14 protein-coding genes are annotated in these 19750 nt (G+C 49.2%); 13 read left to right on the top strand and 1 reads right to left on the bottom strand.

Features of this window, described 5'->3' with window-relative positions; translation table 11 throughout:
• Positions 1 to 91 precede the first annotated feature (91 nt).
• The 3 genes from ACO0K2_RS11650 to clpB all read left to right on the top strand — a co-directional run bounded on the left by ACO0K2_RS11650 (position 92) and on the right by clpB (position 6060).
• Positions 92 to 2227 (top strand): TonB-dependent receptor plug domain-containing protein, encoded by a 2136-nt coding sequence (locus ACO0K2_RS11650; protein ID WP_423018908.1) that lies wholly within the window; start codon positions 92 to 94, stop codon positions 2225 to 2227.
• Positions 2228 to 2336: 109 nt separating this feature from the next.
• Entirely contained in the window at positions 2337 to 3314 is a 978-nt protein-coding gene (pip, locus tag ACO0K2_RS11645) for a prolyl aminopeptidase (RefSeq protein ID WP_423018906.1), read from the top strand.
• 154 nt (positions 3315 to 3468) lie between these two features.
• On the top strand, positions 3469 to 6060 hold the full coding sequence (gene clpB, locus ACO0K2_RS11640; protein ID WP_423018904.1) for an ATP-dependent chaperone ClpB: 2592 nt from the start codon (positions 3469 to 3471) through the stop codon (positions 6058 to 6060).
• Positions 6061 to 6119: 59 nt separating this feature from the next.
• Here the strand turns inward: clpB and ACO0K2_RS11635 are convergent, their stop codons facing one another.
• Positions 6120 to 6908, bottom strand: coding sequence for an AraC family transcriptional regulator (locus tag ACO0K2_RS11635; RefSeq protein ID WP_423018902.1), 789 nt, complete (start codon positions 6906 to 6908; stop codon positions 6120 to 6122).
• A 165-nt stretch (positions 6909 to 7073) separates the two neighbouring features.
• Between ACO0K2_RS11635 and rraA the strand changes: the two genes are divergently transcribed.
• The 10 genes from rraA (at position 7074) to ACO0K2_RS11585 (ending at position 19624) form a co-directional block, all read left to right on the top strand.
• Complete coding sequence (gene rraA, locus ACO0K2_RS11630; RefSeq protein ID WP_423019393.1) at positions 7074 to 7568, top strand: ribonuclease E activity regulator RraA; 495 nt, start codon at positions 7074 to 7076, stop codon at positions 7566 to 7568.
• Between the two features lie 206 nt (positions 7569 to 7774).
• Positions 7775 to 8578 carry a TatD family hydrolase gene (locus tag ACO0K2_RS11625; protein ID WP_423018900.1) on the top strand — a complete coding sequence of 268 codons (804 nt, stop codon included), beginning with the start codon at positions 7775 to 7777 and terminating at the stop codon, positions 8576 to 8578.
• A gap of 5 nt (positions 8579 to 8583) precedes the next feature.
• The gene (locus tag ACO0K2_RS11620) at positions 8584 to 11025 is read left to right on the top strand and encodes a DNA internalization-related competence protein ComEC/Rec2 (protein ID WP_423018898.1); all 2442 of its coding nucleotides are present in this window, start codon (positions 8584 to 8586) and stop codon (positions 11023 to 11025) included.
• Positions 11026 to 11039: 14 nt separating this feature from the next.
• Positions 11040 to 11849: an alpha/beta hydrolase gene (locus ACO0K2_RS11615; protein WP_423018896.1), complete on the top strand. Its 810-nt coding sequence runs from the start codon at positions 11040 to 11042 to the stop codon at positions 11847 to 11849.
• A gap of 54 nt (positions 11850 to 11903) precedes the next feature.
• A complete protein-coding gene (locus ACO0K2_RS11610; protein ID WP_423018894.1) occupies positions 11904 to 12869 on the top strand; it encodes a lipid A-modifier LpxR family protein in 966 nt (321 codons plus the stop codon).
• A 100-nt stretch (positions 12870 to 12969) separates the two neighbouring features.
• Positions 12970 to 14604, top strand: coding sequence for a CTP synthase (locus ACO0K2_RS11605; protein WP_423018892.1), 1635 nt, complete (start codon positions 12970 to 12972; stop codon positions 14602 to 14604).
• Positions 14605 to 14609: 5 nt separating this feature from the next.
• Positions 14610 to 15461, top strand: coding sequence for a 3-deoxy-8-phosphooctulonate synthase (kdsA, locus tag ACO0K2_RS11600; protein WP_423018890.1), 852 nt, complete (start codon positions 14610 to 14612; stop codon positions 15459 to 15461).
• A gap of 234 nt (positions 15462 to 15695) precedes the next feature.
• Complete coding sequence (gene eno / locus ACO0K2_RS11595; protein WP_423018888.1) at positions 15696 to 16979, top strand: phosphopyruvate hydratase; 1284 nt, start codon at positions 15696 to 15698, stop codon at positions 16977 to 16979.
• Positions 16980 to 17065: 86 nt separating this feature from the next.
• Positions 17066 to 17434, top strand: coding sequence for a cell division protein FtsB (gene ftsB / locus ACO0K2_RS11590; RefSeq protein ID WP_423018886.1), 369 nt, complete (start codon positions 17066 to 17068; stop codon positions 17432 to 17434).
• Positions 17435 to 17557: 123 nt separating this feature from the next.
• Complete coding sequence (locus ACO0K2_RS11585) at positions 17558 to 19624, top strand: tetratricopeptide repeat-containing diguanylate cyclase (protein ID WP_423018884.1); 2067 nt, start codon at positions 17558 to 17560, stop codon at positions 19622 to 19624.
• Positions 19625 to 19750: the final 126 nt, after the last annotated feature.

The following is a 19750-nucleotide window of genomic DNA, read 5'->3' as shown; positions in this document are numbered from 1 at the left end:
GGGGACGTGTTTTCTTTTTATGACTAGCCAATACTCATTGCGCCGCATCGCCGACCAACGCTCGCGCTTCCTATCATGTGGTGCCGTGTTCATGCCACTCGTCTTTTCGCCGTCCATGAGTTCCGCGTCAGTTGATCAGGTCCAGACGATTGAAGTCAACGCTGTCAATGCCAACGATAAAATTCGTCAAGCTGAACCGACCATCGTTAGTTTATATGGACATGATGATCTGATCCGGTATGGCGACACATCGGTCAGCGACGTCTTAAAACGCTTGCCTGGTATTACAGTGAGTGAAAATAAAAATAAAGAAACGGTGATTTCCTTGCGGGGAATGGGGGCCGGTTATACGCAAATGTTGCTCAATGGCGAGCCAACGCCTGACGGATTTGCGATAGACAGTATTGCGCCGGATGCAATCGATCATATTGAAATTATGCGGGTCGCTGGCGCTGATAAAGGGGCACAGGCGATTGCTGGCAGTATCAATATTGTCCTAAAAAAGAAAACCAACTCTTCGCCACCCGAAGTCAAATGGCGGCTCAATGCGCAACAAGGTCGATGGAGCCCCGGTGCGACCTTGAGTGCGAGTGGTAATGCAGGTCAGGCGAGTTTTAACCTCAATGCTGTTGTTGATCGCAGTAACACCAACACACAAGATCAAGTCACAGAATCGTTGTTGCAAAAAGCACCGAACGGGAATATTGCTGATCCCGATATCGCTTCGGCACGTCAACTCCAGCATGATACGCACATTGAACGCAACACCTTGACCTTGACTCCGCATGTTCATTGGCAGCGGCAACCTGACGATACGATTAGCTGGCAAGGTTTTTTTAATCAGCTATACATCCATCAGCTAAAGCAAGAAATACAAACCCAATTGGCTGGTGCAAGTACGGATTTTCCGTATAACGTCGGTGTCTGGAATGCACACATGAGCACGGCAAGGAATACCTTCACTTGGGATCGTCGACTAGACAATGATGCGAAATGGAATGTGTCTGTTGGATGGAATTTTTTTAGACGCGTATCGGCCTTTCATTTTATCGGGGACGATGCCGATCAAGTGTTATTGCAAAAGAGAGAAGTCGGTGTGGAGGCGATTGAAAATGAATTACGTTCGACTGGAAAATACACCGTCCCGTTATCGGCAAACCATCTTTTTTCAGTAGGATGGGAAATGAGCCGTGGTAACCGGCACGAATCGAGACAAGAGGTGGATAAGGATCCGCTAGGAAGCATTCTTCTAGCGACCGACCAGCCGTATGCGGTGACCGTGGACAAGCGTGCTGTGTTTGTACAAGATGAATGGCAGCTCTCCACGCAGTGGCTCGCTTATCTGGGATTGCGCTGGGACGAAGTCAATGTCGAGAGTACGCAGCCGACGGACCTTGCACTTCGTCATACGGATCGGATATTGGCACCGGTTGTACAAACGGTATTCAAACTGGACGACCAGCGACAATGGCGTTTCGCACTCAATAGAACGCTCAAAGCACCAGCACTAGCGACCTTGATTCCGCGCATAGTTCGCATTGATAACGATAATGGCCCACTCAATCCGAACCAACAAGGTAACCCCGCGCTTCGGGCAGAAAAATCGTGGGGACTGGATATCGCGTATGAAAAATTTCATACAAACGGCAACACCGTGAGTGCCAGTGCTTATGTACGTCAAATATCAGACATCATTCAAGATACGCTAACGTGGCAGTCAGGTGGCTGGCTATTGCAGCCCACAAATAATGGCAAAGCCGATGTGATCGGTGTGGAGTTTGAAACGAAGTTTTCTTTGCCGACACTGAATGCGGCGTTATCGGCAGTGAACGTGCATGCCAACGTGAATCGGAATTGGTCGCAGGTGAGGGCAGCGCCAGGTCCCGATAATCATATTGCAGATCAGGTCAAACTGAGCGCGAACGTCAGTCTCGATTACCGGATGGGCCCCGGCTGGACTGCTGGTGGAAATTACTCGTTTCAGATGAAAGCACCGCAGCGCGCCTCGTCTTACTTATATTCAACAGAGAGCAATGTGCATGATCTTGACCTTTTTAGTGTGTGGCAGGTCACGCCAGTTGGACAGTTGCGATTGTCGGTGAGCCATTTATTGCGTCAGAATGCCTCTGGGTGGTCGGTGTATGAAGATCCTCAGATTCGAGCGACCGAACAGACCACGCAACGCTTGCCTGCGGTCTGGCATTTGGTATGGGAGCAACGATTCTGATTGCCGAACCGCGATACCTATTCGTTTTATAATGGTCGCTTTGATACCTGTTGATGTTGTTCGATCACACAGGTTTCGCTGTTAACCCTTAACCCAACAAGGAGATGCTATGTCAGACGCCGCCCAACAGGCCAATTACCCGTTGTTTCCGGAAATTGAACCCTATCGCACAGGAACGCTCGCGGTCGACAATCTTCACACCTTGTATTGGGAAGAATGTGGCAACCCTGATGGACAACCCGTTTTGTTTTTACATGGCGGGCCTGGGGGCGGTACGACGCCGGGGCACCGTCGCTTTTTTGATCCGGCACACTATCGCATTGTGCTATTCGATCAACGCGGTGCTGGAAAATCAACGCCGCTGGGCGAATATCGCCAGAATACGACGCAGTTGCTGATTGACGACATTGAAAAGATCCGTGTTTTACTTGGAATTGATCAGTGGTTGGTGTTTGGCGGCTCTTGGGGATCAACACTGGCACTGGCTTACGGCGAAGCCCATCCCAAGGTCTGTCTGGGTTTCATCTTGCGTGGCATTTTCTTGTGTACCAAAGCCGAGGTGGACTGGTTCGTCAATGGCATGAGGAATTTCTTTCCTGAGGTACATCAACGCTTTGCCGATGCAATTCCGGTTGCCGAGCGTGGTGATCTGCTGCAAGCCTATGTGAAGCGACTGTTCTGCGACGATCCTGCGATTTATGTCGAAGCGGCCCGTCAATGGAGTCGCTATGAAGGCTCGTGTTTGTTCTTGACGCCGCAGGCAGAGGCGATTTCCAGTTTTGAATCCGATGAAGTCAGCCTTGGGATTGGTCGCCTAGAAGTGCATTACATGTTGCACGGTGCTTTTATGGAAGATGATGCACTCATCAAGAACATTGGCGCGATCGCCCATTTGCCGGCGGTGATCGTGCAGGGACGGTATGACGTGATTTGCCCACCTGTGTCCGCCTATCGCTTGCATGAGGCATGGCCGACCGCTGCATTTCATGTGATTGGCGATGCAGGTCATGCAGCGATGGAACCTGGTATTGCCTCTGCTCTGGTTCGGGCCACCGAACAGTTCAAGAAACAAGGTCGATTTGACTAATCTTTCAATATAGTTAATTTTCTTGCCTGAGTGAATGTCTATCTCAGGCAAGCTTGCGCTATCACAAACTCGGTGGCATCGTCTGCGCCACACTGCTTGAAAACTGCTTCACAGCCCCAAATTGTGTTGGTAACTATTCATTCAGGAGCAAAATATGCGTCTCGATAAATTAACCACCAAATTGCAAGAAGCCCTAGCCGACGCACAGAGTCTGGCCGTCGGTAATGACAATCAATACATAGAACCAATCCATTTACTACTGGCATTGATTAACCAAGATGATGGCGGTAGCCGTTCACTGTTGCAGCGTGCAGGTGTCAACGTTAATGCCTTGCTTACGGCATTAAAATCAGGGTTGGATCGCTTGCCTAAAGTATCTGGCACCGATGGGCAAGTACAAATCGGTCGCGAATTGACCGGTTTGCTCAATCTGGCAGACAAGGAATCCCAAAAGCGCGGCGATGAATTTTTGGCAAGTGAAATGGTCTTGCTGGCGCTATCAGACGATAAGTCGGATGCCGGCAAGTTATCGCGCGAAAACGGATTAACACGCAAATCGCTCGAAGCAGCCATTACCGCTGTGCGCGGTGGGGGGAATGTCAATTCACAGGATGCCGAAGGTCAACGTGAAGCCCTCAAAAAATATACCTTGGATCTGACAGAACGTGCCCGTCTGGGTAAGCTCGATCCGGTCATTGGCCGTGATGATGAAATTCGTCGCGCAATTCAGGTTTTGCAACGTCGCAGTAAAAATAATCCCGTGTTGATTGGTGAGCCTGGCGTCGGTAAAACAGCGATCGTCGAAGGTCTCGCTCAGCGTATCGTTAATGGCGAGGTGCCTGATAGTCTGAAGTCCAAGCGGGTACTTTCACTGGATATGGCTGCCTTGTTAGCAGGCGCGAAATTCAGGGGTGAATTTGAAGAGCGCCTCAAAGCTGTGCTCAAAGAAATCGCCATGGACGAAGGGCAAACGATCGTTTTCATTGACGAACTGCACACCATGGTAGGTGCCGGTAAAGCCGAAGGTGCCATGGATGCCGGCAACATGCTCAAACCCGCATTGGCACGGGGTGAACTACACTGCGTCGGCGCAACGACCCTCGATGAATACCGTAAATACATCGAAAAAGACGCGGCGTTGGAGCGTCGTTTCCAGAAAATTATTGTCGACGAACCGAGCGTAGAAGCAACGATCGCCATTTTGCGTGGTTTGCAAGAGAAATACGAGGTACATCACGGTGTCGATATTACGGATCCTGCGATCGTTGCGGCGGCTGAACTGTCGCATCGCTATATCACTGATCGTTTCTTGCCGGATAAAGCGATTGATCTGATTGATGAGGCCGCAGCGAAAATTAAGATTGAAATCGACTCTAAACCAGAAGTGATGGATAAGCTAGATCGTCGTCTGATCCAGCTCAAAATCGAGCGCGAAGCGGTTAAGCGCGAGAAAGATGAGGCATCACATAAGCGCCTTGGTTTGATCGAAGAAGAAATTGAAAAACTCTCGCGTGAGTACGCCGATCTAGAAGAAATCTGGAAAGCAGAAAAAGCGATTGTGCAGGGCAGTACGCACATTAAAGAAGAAATCGAGCAAATCCGTTTGCAAATGGAAGATGCGAAACGCAAAGGCGATTGGCAAACCATGTCGCAGTTGCAGTACGGTCGCTTGCCAGAGCTCGAAGCACAGCTCAAGCAAGCGGATACCCAAGCAGATAAATCTCAAGAAGCGAGCGGTAAGTTGCGTCTGTTGCGAACTCAAGTCGGTGCCGAAGAAATCGCAGAAATCGTATCGCGTGCGACCGGTATCCCTGTGTCTCGGATGATGCAAGGTGAGCGTGAGAAACTGCTGCACATGGAAGATGCACTGCATGAGCGCGTTGTGGGTCAAGACGAGGCGATTGTTGCCGTGTCTGACGCGATTCGCCGTTCACGCGCTGGTTTGGGTGATCCTGGACGTCCTTATGGTTCGTTCTTGTTCCTCGGACCAACGGGCGTAGGTAAAACAGAGCTGTGTAAGGCGCTGGCAGGTTTTATGTTTGATACCGAAGAATCGCTGATCCGGATCGACATGAGTGAATTCATGGAAAAACACAGTGTCGCACGTCTGATCGGTGCGCCACCGGGTTATGTTGGCTATGAAGAGGGTGGTTATTTGACGGAAGCCGTGCGCCGTAAGCCATACAGCGTTATTTTGCTCGATGAAGTAGAGAAAGCGCATCACGATGTCTTTAATGTCTTGCTGCAGGTATTGGATGATGGCCGGATGACCGATGGTCAGGGACGCACAGTCGATTTTAAAAATACCGTTATCGTCATGACCTCTAACCTCGGGTCTCATCAGATTCAGGCAATGGAAGGGAGTGATCCTGCGGTCGTGAAAATGGCTGTAATGGGTGAAGTGAAGGCGCATTTCCGCCCAGAATTCATTAATCGTATTGATGAGATTGTTGTGTTCCATGCCTTAGACGCGAAAAATATCGGTGCTATTGCAAAAATCCAGCTTAAAACCCTGGAAACACGCTTGCAGCAAATGGACATGGGATTGCAGGTCAGTGACGCTGCCTTGTTGAAAATTGCGGAAGCAGGGTTTGATCCTGTGTATGGTGCTCGTCCTTTAAAACGGGCTATTCAGCAAGAGATCGAAAATCCACTTTCCAAACAAATATTGCAAGGCAAGTTTGGACCAAAAGACGTGATTGCCATCCATGCACAGGATGGGGCCTTGGTGTTTAGCAAGGCTTGATGAATTAACTCTTTGGGTTGAATGTCGCTCCCTCTGCGTTTCTGCACAGAGGGAGCGTTTTATTCTGACTGCTTGAAAAAATGCGATGGTGAAACTCCAAACGTTTTTTTAAACATGGCTGAAAATGCCGATTGGCTTGCATAGCCTAATTCTGAGGCCACCTGTGACAAAGGGGTGCCGTTGGCAATGAGTGGGTAGGCACGTGCTAGGCGCATCTGCTGCCGCCAGTCACCAAAACTCATATGTAGTTCTTGTTCGAAAAGACGCGTGAGTGTCCTTGCAGAAGCGCCAACTTTTGTTGCGAGGACGTCTAGCGTGTCATTGCTACCCGGTTGTGCCAGTAATAATTCACATAAATTCTTGAGTCGCTTATCCTTTGGCATCGGTAAATAAATGGGAAGCGGTTTTGCTTCCATCAGTTCATCGAGGATGACTTGAACCAAATGTTCTTCTCGGCGACTCCCTGGCTCACTGTATTCCAAGCTGAAAATCAATTCGCGCAATAAATGGGACACATCTAAGACCAAACAGCGGCTTTTACTGAGTGGAGAAAAATCTTCATGGATATGGATTGCACGTAGGTTCGACTCGGTGAGCAAGCGAACTTCATGGACCGTATTGGGTGGGATCCAAATCGCCCGCATTGGCGGTACAAACCATACCGTACCGTCAGCAATGACCTGCAACATTCCCTGTGGTGTATAGGTAATTTGGCCGCAAGGATGGCTATGGGGTGCCAAATCTTGTGAAATTTTTAAATTACGCGCCACTAGTCGCACCGGTCGCTCTGGTGTTGGCAGATTGGGTGCGGTCACAGGAAGGTTGTGCGTCAGTATCGGTGTCGGCATGGAGGGGGGCTATGCATGGAAGGCGCTCATGACGTTATCTTAACTGTAACTTCATTTGTTTGCAGCGACGTTGAGCCTGTTGTTTGTATTGCACTTTCCACGCTCAGGAATTGGCGTGCTCGGGTGGGCAGGCTACAATGAACCACCACTTGAAAGGATTGAATGATGACGTTTGCGACGTGTGACTTGTGTGATGCGAATGAAGACAAATTAGCGACAGGTGAATTGGGTGTCTTGCCTCCGGTGTTTAAAATATTTGGCGCTGTAGAAAAATTCTCTGGGCAAGTGAGCACACTGAAATTGTTCGAAGACAATGGCATGGTGCGGACGGTATTAGAGACGGCGGGTCATCGACGGGTGCTCGTGATCGATGGCGGCGGCAGTCTGCGCTGTGCCTTGGTGGGCGGTAATCTGGCAGTCCTAGCACAGAAAAATGGATGGGCTGGTATTATCGTCCATGGATGTATTAGAGATGCCGAAGAAATCAACGCATGTCAAATTGGTGTGCGAGCATTGGCGACGATGCCTGTTCGTAGTATCAAGCGCGGTGGTGGAGAGCATGATATTCCGATTCGTATTGAAGGTGTCGCCATCCGACCAGGCGACTGGATCTATGCGGATATTGATGGGATTGTTGTGTCTCCGCGTGCCTTGTCATAACCGCATCCTCCCGACGACTGATAAGTAGGATGACCCACTTGCAGCGACAAAACTGTAACGATATTTGCAGACTTAATGGGCGTTGGTGAATTTGAGACACCTGTGGGGATATCTTTTGTGGATGTTCGTACGCCCATCCTTCATAATCGCGTGATGCACAATATCAAGACAAAGTTAATCGTTAGCCTGCCTATATGGGAGTCTGTATGTGGATAGACACCCATTGTCATCTCGATGCCTCTGAATTCGGTGGTCGTTCTCTCGAAGTGGCGGATGCCGCGACCCACGCTGACGTCTCCGGCATCGTGATTCCCGCCGTGCATCGAACCAATTTCGATGTCGTAGCGCAATTAGCAGAGCGCCACCAAGCATGCTTTTATGCGCTCGGCATTCACCCTATGTATGTTCCTACGTCGGATGAAAAAGACTTAATTGACCTTCGAAACAGGGTGGCGTTGCTAATGGATGATCCACAGCGTAGTCGTCGCTTTGTGGCGATTGGTGAAATTGGTCTCGATTATTTTGTGCCTGCGTTAACGCAAAGTCCTTTACGAGAAAAACAAGAATATTTTTATACTGAGCAACTTAAAATTGCCCGAGATTTTGATTTGCCCGTATTGCTGCATGTGCGGCGCTCGCAAGACATGATTCTGAAACACCTCCGGCGCTTTCGATTGGTTGGTGGTATTGCACATGCGTTTAATGGCAGTGTGCAGCAAGCGGGGCATTTTGTTGATCTTGGTTTTAAACTCGGGTTTGGCGGTGCGATGACGTACACACGGGCATTGCAGATCCGCCGTTTAGCGACCGATTTGCCGTTGGATGCCATTGTGCTGGAGACCGATGCACCAGACATACCACCCAGTTGGGATGCGCATGGCATCAATCGTCCGGCGGCCTTGCCACGAATAGGTGCTGTTCTCTCTGAATTGAGGGGGATGTCGATATCAGACATTGCTCTCGCTACCACAGTTAACGCAAAGGCGATATTGCCCCGGATGAACGGATAGGTTGGATGCGTCTCGTCTGCGTGTCGTTTGTGGCTGGTGTTGCCATCGTGCAGCACCAAGCGTTTCTTCTTTCCTTTCCAACTGTCGCGATGGTGATCGCTGTCGCCATTCCTGCTTTTCTTGTCGTTCGATTCCTCGTCGCATCGCATCGGCATGCACTGCAATGGCGGCTTGGCGCTGCGAGCTTGTTGGCACTCATTGTAGGTTATGGGTGGGCGACTGCTTTTGCCCATTACTATCTGCGATCCGCGCTTCCGGTTGCTTGGGAAAGTAAGGATATCGTTCTTGTCGGTACGATCGATAGTTTGCCAACACACATGGCAGAAGGACAGCGGTTTATTTTTGCTGTCGAGGAAGTCCGAGAGAGTCAAATGACATCGGATGAACGTGCACATTTTCCGCAGAAAATCATGCTGTCGTGGTATCAAACTGCCTCAGTGGGCAACGCCTCTTTGCCACTGAATCTGATGCCTGGTGAGCGCTGGCAATTGAAAGTGCGTTTAAAACGTCCGCATGGCACGGTGAATCCTGACGGTTTTGATTATGAGGTCTGGCTGCTGGAGCAGGGAATACGCGCAACCGGTGCAGTACGTGATCATGGTGAGTCCACGATGCCGATCAATCAGCGATTAGATCCCTTCGTCTGGCGGGTTTGCTATGTGATTGAGCGTGGGCGAGCAGCACTCCGCGATCGGATACATGCCGCACTTGCTGGTGCGCCTTATGCAGGTGTAATTGTTGCCCTTGTGATTGGTGATCAGCGTGAAATTCCACAGTCTGACTGGACTGTGTTTAACCGTGTGGGAATCGGTCACTTGATTAGTATTTCCGGTCTTCATATTACGATGGTCGCGGGATTATTCTCTGGGCTCTTGTCTTTCTTGTGGCGTCGGTCGTTTTTTACAGACGGGGCGTTGCCACTCTACATGCCGGTGCAAAAAGTCGCCGCACTTGCCAGTGCATGGATGGCTGTGATTTATGTCGCATTGGCTGGTTTTGGAATTCCATCACAGCGAACCATGTACATGTTGATGGTGGTCGCATTGGCGCTATGGACAGGACGGATCGGCCATTTTTCGGCGATCTTGTGTTTAGCGCTTTGCTTGGTAGCGTTGCTTGATCCTTGGGCAGTGTTGTCACCGGGTTTTTGGCTTTCGTTTGGCGCCGTCGCTGTGATTGTTTTTGCTGCTGGCGGGCAGTTGCCGCCGCATGCGCAAGACCGCGCACAGCAACTGCGTCAGGCGTTACGAGCTGCCAGCCGGACCCAATATGCAGTGACCTTGGGACTCGTGCCGTTGACCATGCTTCTTTTTGGCCAAGTGTCGTTGATCGGCCCTGTCGCTAATGCGATTGCTATTCCGCTGGTTAGTTTTCTGGTCACGCCACTGGCGCTTTTAGGGAGTATCGCGCCGCATCCTCTTACGCATTGGATTTTGGCGCTAGCGCATTGCTTGATTGAGGGGCTGGTCTTTATCTTGCGCGGGCTCAGTGATCTACCCGTGGCGGTATGGAGTGCTGCTTTACCTTCTTTTGCTGTCTTTGTTATCGCACTGATTGGGACGCTCTGGGTATTGATGCCAGCCGGATGGCCAATGCGGTGGTTGGGGCTGGTGTGCTGGTTGCCACTTGTTTTTTCGAGACCGACACCAGTGAACGATAGGGTGTTGCGGGTCATTGCGTTTGATGTTGGACAGGGAATGGCGCTGTTACTGGAGACCGCGCATCACCGGCTTTTATATGACACGGGGCCGATGTATTCACCTGAAAGTGATGCTGGAAGTCGTGTTGTGTTGCCGTATTTAAAAGCGCGGGGTATTGATGCGCTCGATATGCTCATGGTCTCTCACAATGATAGTGATCATTCTGGTGGCGCGCTCACCATCCTTAAGCAGATGCCAATTGGTATGGTAAGTAGTTCATTGGCATTAGATAGTCCCATCGTGATGCAGGCGTCGCGTCATCAGCGTTGTCGTGCTGGGCAGTCTTGGGACTGGGATGGTGTGCATTTCTCTGTGTTGCAACCAGTCGCTGCCAGCTATGAGAGTAATAAATGGCGTCCGAATGCCCGCAGTTGCACCTTGCGGGTGAGCACGGATCGTTTTTCATTGCTTTTGCCTGGGGATATAGAAGCGACTCAGGAAGATGAATTGGTCAACAGTATTGCGGATCAACTCACATCGGATGTCTTATTGGCGCCACATCATGGCAGTGGTACTTCATCCACGCCAGCATTCCTGCGCGCAGTTCATCCATCGCTCGCAATTTTTCAGGTTGGCTATCTGAATCGCTACCATCATCCCAAGCCCGAGATCTATGACCGCTACGAAGAATTTGGAATAAATCGTCTAAGAACCGACGTTTCTGGTGCAATCACATTACAATTTGGCGCATTATTGCAGTTTTCTCAATTCAGACAGGAGCATGCGCGCTATTGGTATCTTCAATAGTGGGGTAACTAATTATGACCGGGCAAGCCAATCAATCGATTATTCATTTTGTGCATGGGAACAGTTTTCCATCGGGCACCTACCGTGTCTTTCTTGAGCATTTGCGAGAAAAGTATGACGTGCAGGTCTCAGACATGCTTGGGCATCATCCCGATTATCCTGTTGATGATGGTTGGCGAAATCTTGCCCGAGAATTAATTGATACCTTGGAGTCGAGATATCAGCAGCCTGTCATTTTGGTGGGGCATTCTTTGGGCGGGATATTGTCATTGATGGTTGCACGAGCACGGCCTGATTTGGTGCGGGGTGTGGTTGTGATTGATTCTCCGATTGTTGCTGGCTGGAGAGCGCTGTTGGTCAGGGTTTCTAAATGGCTGGGCGTCGATCGAAAATATGGTCCAGCGCGATTCTCAGAGAAACGCAAGCATCTATGGAAAGATAAGCAAGCAGCATTTGACCATTTTGCAGCAAAAGAGATATTTGCGATCTGGCCGCCAGAAGTCTTGTGGGATTACATCCATGCTGGCACAGTAGAAACGGAAGAGGGTGTGACTTTACGTTTTACCCGTGAGGTAGAAACGGCCGTTTATCTGGGATTGCCTCACGGATTAGGACGCTTGATTCGCCGTCGACCGCCCGTACCTATTGGTTTTGTCGGTGGCACGGAATCGGTAGAATGCGCACAGGCGGGTGATTTTTATACGCGAAAACTGATGGAGCCGAATTACACTTTGATACCCGGCGGACATTTGATTCCGATGGAAACCCCAAAGCAAACCGCACAAGCAGTGCTGGCGATGTTGGCGAAGTTACAGCTCACATGAGTTGACCTTGCAATTTTTTAAGCTTTTTGACGTTGTTGAATGACATCCATAAAAATGACAAAACAATCAAACACGATGATGAAAACCATGTTGGCGTGCGTAGTTGCTGCTGCGTCGGGAGTGGTCGCAGCAGAGGGCGTTGGTTTTACGACGGTGGGCAATCCTTCGTGGAGCGAGGCGCAATCGGTCATGCAACACGGGCGTGAGATATGGATGCTTGAGCTTGAAAATGATAGTTTTTTGTTCAATAAGGACGATAAATTCTATACGGCAGGCGATCACCTACAAAAAACCTATGTCTCACAGACAGATTTGCAGTCGGTAGAGTACGGATGGCGTCTTGGACAAGATCTGTACACCGCCTCAGATGTGAAATTATTGCCTTCACAGTTAGCCTCCAATGATCACCCTTATGCTGGTTGGCTCTACGGTGGTGTTTTTAATACCCACGCAGATGTTACTGGAAAGAGTTGGCGTTGGGGTCTCGACATTGGTTGTTTTGGTCAATGTGCGGGTGGCGCGCGAACGCAGGCGCAATTACACCGCATTATTAACCAGCCATTGCCTCAGGGCTGGAGTACGCAATACCACAATGAGTTGGGCGTTGTGTTGTCGAGTGAATTGTCACCCGGGCGACTCCTTCCTTTTGCAGACGTTGATGTGACCCCCAAGATCCACGGGCGCTTTGGGAATATTTTTACGGATGTGGGGGCGGAGCTTGAAATACGGTTCGGGCGTCTCAATGCGCTGCCTTATCAGCAGGCGAGTTATGGGTTTTTCCGTGCCGATGTTAAAGAAGTGGCGTACAACGCGACGATACAAGGTGCTTATTTCAGTGATGATGTACCTAAAGTGCATGCGAAACGACAGGGCGGCGAAATAGAGGCAGGTTACCTTTGGCAAGGCGAAAAGTATGCGTTGAGGGCATCCATTTTCCGTCGAGCGAATGAAATTAAAGAGATGTCTAATGCAATCGGAAATCAAAACATTGTTAAATTGCAACTAATCTACGCCATGTAATTCGCGTTTTTTTGCCTGAGTTTGGCGGGAAAGTGTGAACTCTGCTGCAGAGTGATGTATAATTCGAATTTCCCGCTTGTGCCGTTCGGCACCTTCTGCAATGACTAAGTTCGTATTCGTTACGGGGGGCGTAGTCTCCTCATTAGGCAAAGGCATCGCTGCCGCCTCTCTCGCCGCCATTTTAGAATCTCGCGGCCTCAAAGTTACCATGCTCAAACTGGATCCGTACATCAACGTTGATCCGGGTACGATGAGTCCATTCCAACACGGTGAAGTGTTCGTGACCGACGACGGTGCGGAAACTGACTTGGATTTGGGTCACTATGAGCGCTTCATCACCGCTAAGATGAAGAAAGTGAATAACTTTACAACAGGCCAGATTTATGAATCCGTGATCCGTAAAGAACGTCGCGGTGAATATCTGGGTAAAACTGTTCAAGTTATTCCTCACATCACCAACGAAATCCAAGAGTTCATTCACCGTGGCGCAGCTGGTGCTGACGTTGCGCTGGTTGAAATTGGTGGCACGGTCGGTGATATTGAATCCCTGCCGTTCTTAGAAGCTGCACGTCAATTGAGTTTGCGCGCTGGTCGTAATGCCGCTGCGTTTGTGCATCTGACCTTGGTTCCTTACGTTGCTGCTGCTGGTGAACTGAAAACAAAGCCAACACAGCATAGCGTTCAAAAGCTGCGTGAAATCGGTATTTTCCCTGACGCGCTGCTGTGCCGTGCTGACCGTCCAATTCCAGACGATGAACGCGCAAAAATCTCCCTGTTTGCTAACGTCCCTGAAGAGGGTGTGATCTCTGTGTGGGATGCTGACACGATCTACAAGATTCCACAAATGTTGCATGATCAGGGTCTGGATAAGATTGTTTGCGACAAATTATTGTTGTCACCAAAACCAGCTGACTTATCGATGTGGGATAAATTGATTTATGCCCTCGAAAATCCAAAAGAACAAGTCACGATCGGTATGGTCGGTAAATATGTTGATTTGACCGAATCTTACAAATCATTGACCGAAGCCCTGCGTCATGCAGGTATTCATACTGAAAGCCGGGTCAATATTGAGTACGTCGATTCGGAAGAAATCGAAGCGAATGGCACGAAAGCGCTTGAAAAGTATGATGCTATTCTGGTGCCAGGTGGTTTCGGTAAGCGTGGCGTCGAAGGTAAAATTCTCGCAGCCCGTTACGCACGTGAAAACAAAATCCCTTACCTCGGTATTTGCTTGGGTATGCAAGTTGCCCTCATTGAATATGCCCGCCACATGGCAGGTTTGACAATGGCCAACTCGACTGAATTCGATCCAGAAACAGAACAGCCAGTCGTTGCATTGATCAACGAATGGAAAAATCACGACGGTAAAGTGGAACAACGTGATGAAAACTCTGATCTGGGTGGCACAATGCGTCTCGGCGCGCAAACTTGCGCAATTAAGCCAGGCACATTGGCTGCGGAAATTTACGGTAATGTCGTCACTGAGCGTCACCGTCACCGTTACGAAGCCAATAATCACTACCTGACACGCGTTGAAGCGGCTGGCTTGGTTGTTTCTTCTCGTACGGCTACTGAAGATCTGTGCGAAATCATGGAATTGCCACGTGATGTTCACCCGTTCTACATTGGTGTGCAGTATCACCCAGAGTTTAAGTCGACACCGCGTGATGGTCATCCATTGTTTATCGCGTTTGCTAAAGCAGCTCTTGCCCATAAAAAGGCACAAGGATAATTAACATGAAGTTATGTGGATTTGATGTTGGTCTGGATCAGCCTTTCTTTTTGATCGCTGGTCCCTGTGTGATCGAGTCACGTCAGATGGCGCTCGATACAGCGGGCTATCTGAAAGAGATCACACAGGCGCTGGGTATTCCATTCATTTATAAGTCTTCTTTTGACAAAGCCAATCGTTCTTCCGGCAACTCATTCCGTGGTTTAGGAATGGAAAAAGGGTTGGAAATTCTGGCAGACGTAAAGAAAGAAATTGGTGTCCCTGTATTAACCGACATCCATTCCATTGAAGAAATTGCTCCCGTTGCTGCAGTGGTTGACGTGTTGCAAACGCCAGCGTTTTTATCGCGTCAGACAGACTTTATCGAGGCATGTGGTCGTTCTGGTAAACCAGTCAATATCAAGAAAGGGCAGTTCCTTGCTCCTCATGATATGGTTAATGTCATAGCTAAGGCGCGTGCTGCAGCTAAGGCGGCAGGTTTGAATGAAGATAATTTCATGGCCTGCGAACGTGGTGTTTCTTTTGGCTACAACAACTTGGTCTCTGATATGCGTTCACTCGCTATCATGCGTGAGACCCATTGTCCTGTCGTTTTTGATGCAACACATTCCGTGCAATTGCCTGGTGGTCAAGGCACATCCTCTGGTGGTGAGCGTCAGTTCGTTCCTGTTCTGGCACGTGCAGCGGTGGCTGTGGGCGTTTCTGGTTTGTTCATGGAAACGCACCCAAATCCTGCGCAAGCGCTGTGTGACGGTCCTAATGCGGTACCGTTGGATCGTATGAAGGAATTGTTATCGACGTTGGTTGATCTTGATCGCGTCGTGAAGAAGACAAGCTTCCTGGAAACAAGTTTTTAATTGAAACAAATACACGCACGCTTGCCAGTGCGCTTAGGTCCGTCGTACTGATGTTGCTTCGAAGCGATCAGTCTTTAAGGAGATGTGAAAGCTGGTGAGCGATGTCATGGGCAGCATGCGCCATCAAACATCGCATGTTATTATTTTTGCATGTTTAAGTTTGATAAAATACGCATGTTGCCGTCTCTGATTTTTACTTTGTTCGCAGTATTGTTGATCGTTTAGGAGAATTGAATGAGTGCCATCGTTGATATTATCGGTCGTGAAGTGATTGACTCGCGCGGTAACCCAACAGTTGAATGTGATGTATTGCTGGAATCTGGCGTCATGGGACGCGCTGCCGTGCCTTCTGGTGCTTCGACTGGTTCTCGCGAAGCGATCGAATTACGCGATGGCGACAAATCTCGCTACCTCGGCAAAGGTGTATTGAAAGCCTGCGAAAATATCAATACTGAAATCGCAGAAGCCATCATGGGTCTGGATGCGAACGAACAAGCGTTTTTGGATCGTACATTGATCGATCTCGACGGTACTGAAAACAAAGGCCGTTTGGGCGCGAATGCCATGTTGGCAGTCTCGATGGCGGTGGCAAAAGCTGCTGCAGAAGAAGCTGGCTTGCCACTGTATCGTTATTTCGGTGGTTCTGGCGCCATGCAATTGCCAGTGCCAATGATGAACGTGATTAACGGTGGCGCACACGCTGACAACAACTTGGATATTCAAGAATTTATGATTATCCCTGTTGGCGCACCAACGTTCCGCGAAGCAGTTCGTTACGGAGCAGAAGTTTTCCATGCACTGAAAAAAATCCTGCAAGAAAAAGGATTGACAACAGCCGTGGGTGACGAAGGTGGTTTTGCTCCTTCCGTTGATAATCATGAGTCTGCAATCAAAATGATCATCCAAGCGATCGAGGCGGCAGGCTATGAGCCAGGTACACAAATCGCTTTGGGTCTGGATTGCGCTGCGAGTGAATTTTACAAAGATGGTAAGTACCATCTCGAAGGCGAAGGCCTGACGTTGTCTGCTGCAGATTTCACCAATCTGTTGGCAACATGGGTCGACAAATATCCTATCATCTCCATCGAAGATGCGATGGCAGAGGGTGACTGGGAAGGTTGGGCAATTCTGACTGAAAAACTGGGTAAAAAAGTCCAGTTAGTTGGCGACGATTTGTTTGTGACAAACACCAAGATCCTGAAAGAAGGTATCCAGAAGGGTATCGCTAACTCGATTTTGATCAAAATTAACCAAATCGGTACACTGACAGAAACGTTCGCTGCGATTGAAATGGCAAAGCGTGCAGGTTACACAGCGGTGATTTCCCATCGTTCTGGCGAAACTGAAGACAGCACGATCGCTGATATCGCCGTTGGTATGAATGCACTGCAAATCAAAACTGGCTCTATGTCCCGTTCTGATCGTATGGCAAAATACAACCAATTGTTGCGTATTGAAGAAGATTTGGGCGAAATCGCTAGCTACCCAGGTCGTGATGCATTCTATAATCTGAAGTAATTACTCGTTTTCAGATAGGAAAGGGGAACGATGTTCCCCTTTTTGTTTGTGTACTATTTGTGTACTTTTGTCTTTTGTGAGTCTCTGTGCGCCTGATTGCTGTTTGTTTTCTCCTTTTGCTGGCATTGATCCAATATCCGCTGTGGTTGGGTAAAGGTGGTTGGCTGCGTGTTTGGGAATTTCAGCGGCAGGTTGCGCAAGCGAAAGCGAATAATAATCAGCTTAAAGAGCGTAATGCCAAGCTTGAATCTGAAGTGGCAGACTTAAAAACGGGCACGGACTCGGTTGAAGAGCGTGCGCGTTTTGAGTTAGGGATGATAAAAAAAGACGAAACATTCGTACAGATTCTGGACACAAATGCAGTGATGCCTCCGTCTGCACCACCACCTCCCGCATTGGCACCCGAAACGCCGTCCTCATTACATGGTGCAAAAAAGCATCCCGCGAAACACTGACCTCAACGCGAAAATAGATGAAATATTTTCGCATGGCGATTGCGCTTTGATGTTGCGTTATGACACTATTAGCGTTTCCTGATAGAAAAAATCGTTCGCCACATTATTTTGACTTGGTCATCTATGTTTCCATCGCCCCTACGCCATCATTTGTTGAATGTTCTTTGCGCAATGATCATTGGTGGCGGTGTCACGGTGGCTCAGGTAGCGAACGCAGGACCATCGCCAGTCTCACATGAAATTTCTCGTTTGCGAGATCTTGCAGAAAGTCACCACGATCAGGCGGTCATGCAGTTGCAGGCGCTATTGCAACGCATGCCTGATGCAGCAACAGCGATAGACAGACGCGAATTACTCATTGCGCTCATCCCGCTTTACATCGATGGTGGTGATGCGCAGCAGGCAAAAATGCTTAATGAGAGCCTCCTGTTGCATGGTAGGCAATTTCATGATCCGATTGCCACCGCAATGGGCTTGACCTATCAGGCGGCCATGCTCAAGGACCAGGTCTTGTTGGTGGATGCGATTGGAACAATTGAACAAGCGCTCACGATCTCCAAGACCGTTTCCGAGCCGCGCCTCAACAATGAAGTGCATACGCTCGCCGGCGAGTTATATGCCAACGTGGGTAACTTTAAGGTCGCTCTAGAGCACGATTTGGCAGCAATGGAGGTCGTTGATGATCGAACGCGACTGACGGAGCTTCGGCGCGCAAAGAACCTCAATAATATTAGTCGGCTTTATCTTCGCTTAAAAGACCAGAAATTGGCGTTTGAATACAACGCACGGGCTGATGAATTAGCGAAAAAGCTCAACGCGCGCGTGTTAATGGCCAACATTGCGAATATGCGAGGTTATGCATTTGCCAATCAAGACAATTGGAATGAGGCGAACGCGGCGTATTCTGAGGCGTTGAAGATCGCTCGAAGTGTTGGTGATCGCCATGATCAAATGCTGGCCTTAAATAACATGGCCGATGCTGCCATGAATCAGGGTAAATATGCGGCCTGCGTCGATTACGCGCAAAAATCACTCGCCATCGCCCAAAAAGACGGCAAGCTTGATACGGCGGCGATTGCCTATGGAAATATCGGTGTGTGTCATATGAGTATGGGGCTCATCTCACAAGGTGCAGCAGAGGCGAAGCGGGGTATTAATTTTTCACGCCAGACGAAAGCGACCCAAAATATGGAATCGGCGTTAGGCGATCTGGCGGCGGCGTATGAGCGGGCGGGATTGTATAAGGATGCATTAGCCGCGATGCAAGAGCAACGTAAGATCAGCGAAGATCTGTTTCAGGCAGAGCGGGATAAGGCGGTGTCGGAATTACAGGTTCGCTTCAATCTAAGCGAGCGACAAAAACAAATCGACGTTCTCGAGCAAAAAAATAAATTACAAGCTGTAGAACTTGAGAATAAAGGCCTGCAACGCGTTGTCGCAATTCTCGCCTGCATTGTGGGTGGCGTTGTCACTGCGGCGATTACTTGGCTCTATCGTCGTGCTCGTCGAAATAATGTCATTCTCGAAAATGCCAATGTCACCTTGGCGGACCAATCAACGCGTGATCCCCTGACGGGACTATTGAACCGTCGCGCTTTCCAGAACTTTATGCGCTCCCAAGTACGCATGCCATCACGGGCTGAAGATTCGGCAGGCGTCAACGTACTAATGCTCTTGGATATCGACCATTTCAAGCAAATCAACGATACCTATGGTCACTTGTTTGGCGATCAGGTGTTAATTGAAATTGGTCGTCGTTTACAGAGTATTCTGCGTGAGAAAGATATGTTGATGCGGTGGGGTGGCGAGGAATTTTTGATTTTCTTGCACGGCATTCCGGTCGAACGTGTCGTGCCAGTTGTAGAGCGGGCGATTAACATCGTCGCAGAATCCGCCATTTCGTTTGGTCATCAGCGGATTTCATCGACTATCTCTGCTGGGTATATCCTTCAACCTTTGCCTTGTGCGCCTCATGTTGATTTGGGGTGGGAAAGGGCACTTCATCTGAGTGATCTCGCGCTCTATATGGCTAAATCAGGTGGGCGCAACCAAGCGTTAGGGATTGAACATGCAAAAAATGACCCAGAAACGGTCGCCGCTCTTGAGAATGGTGACCTGCAACGGGCGATCGATCAAGGGGGTGTTGTGCTGCGTAAGGTAGAGGGGTGTGTACCGCCTGCGTTGACCTGAGCCGATTAGTTGATCTTATCTTTGTCTAAAAATTAATATTTTTCGATTTCGACTTTGACTTTGAATTTGAGTTCCACTAGGACTTCGATTGCAGTGTGAAGTCATTTCATTACTCGTCGGCCTCAT

This window comes from Undibacterium sp. MH2W, assembly GCF_049340215.1.
In the GTDB taxonomy this organism is placed as follows: domain Bacteria; phylum Pseudomonadota; class Gammaproteobacteria; order Burkholderiales; family Burkholderiaceae_D; genus Undibacterium.
The sequence above is the reverse complement of the archived record's forward strand: the minus strand, read 5'-3'. Positions and strand labels throughout refer to the sequence as shown.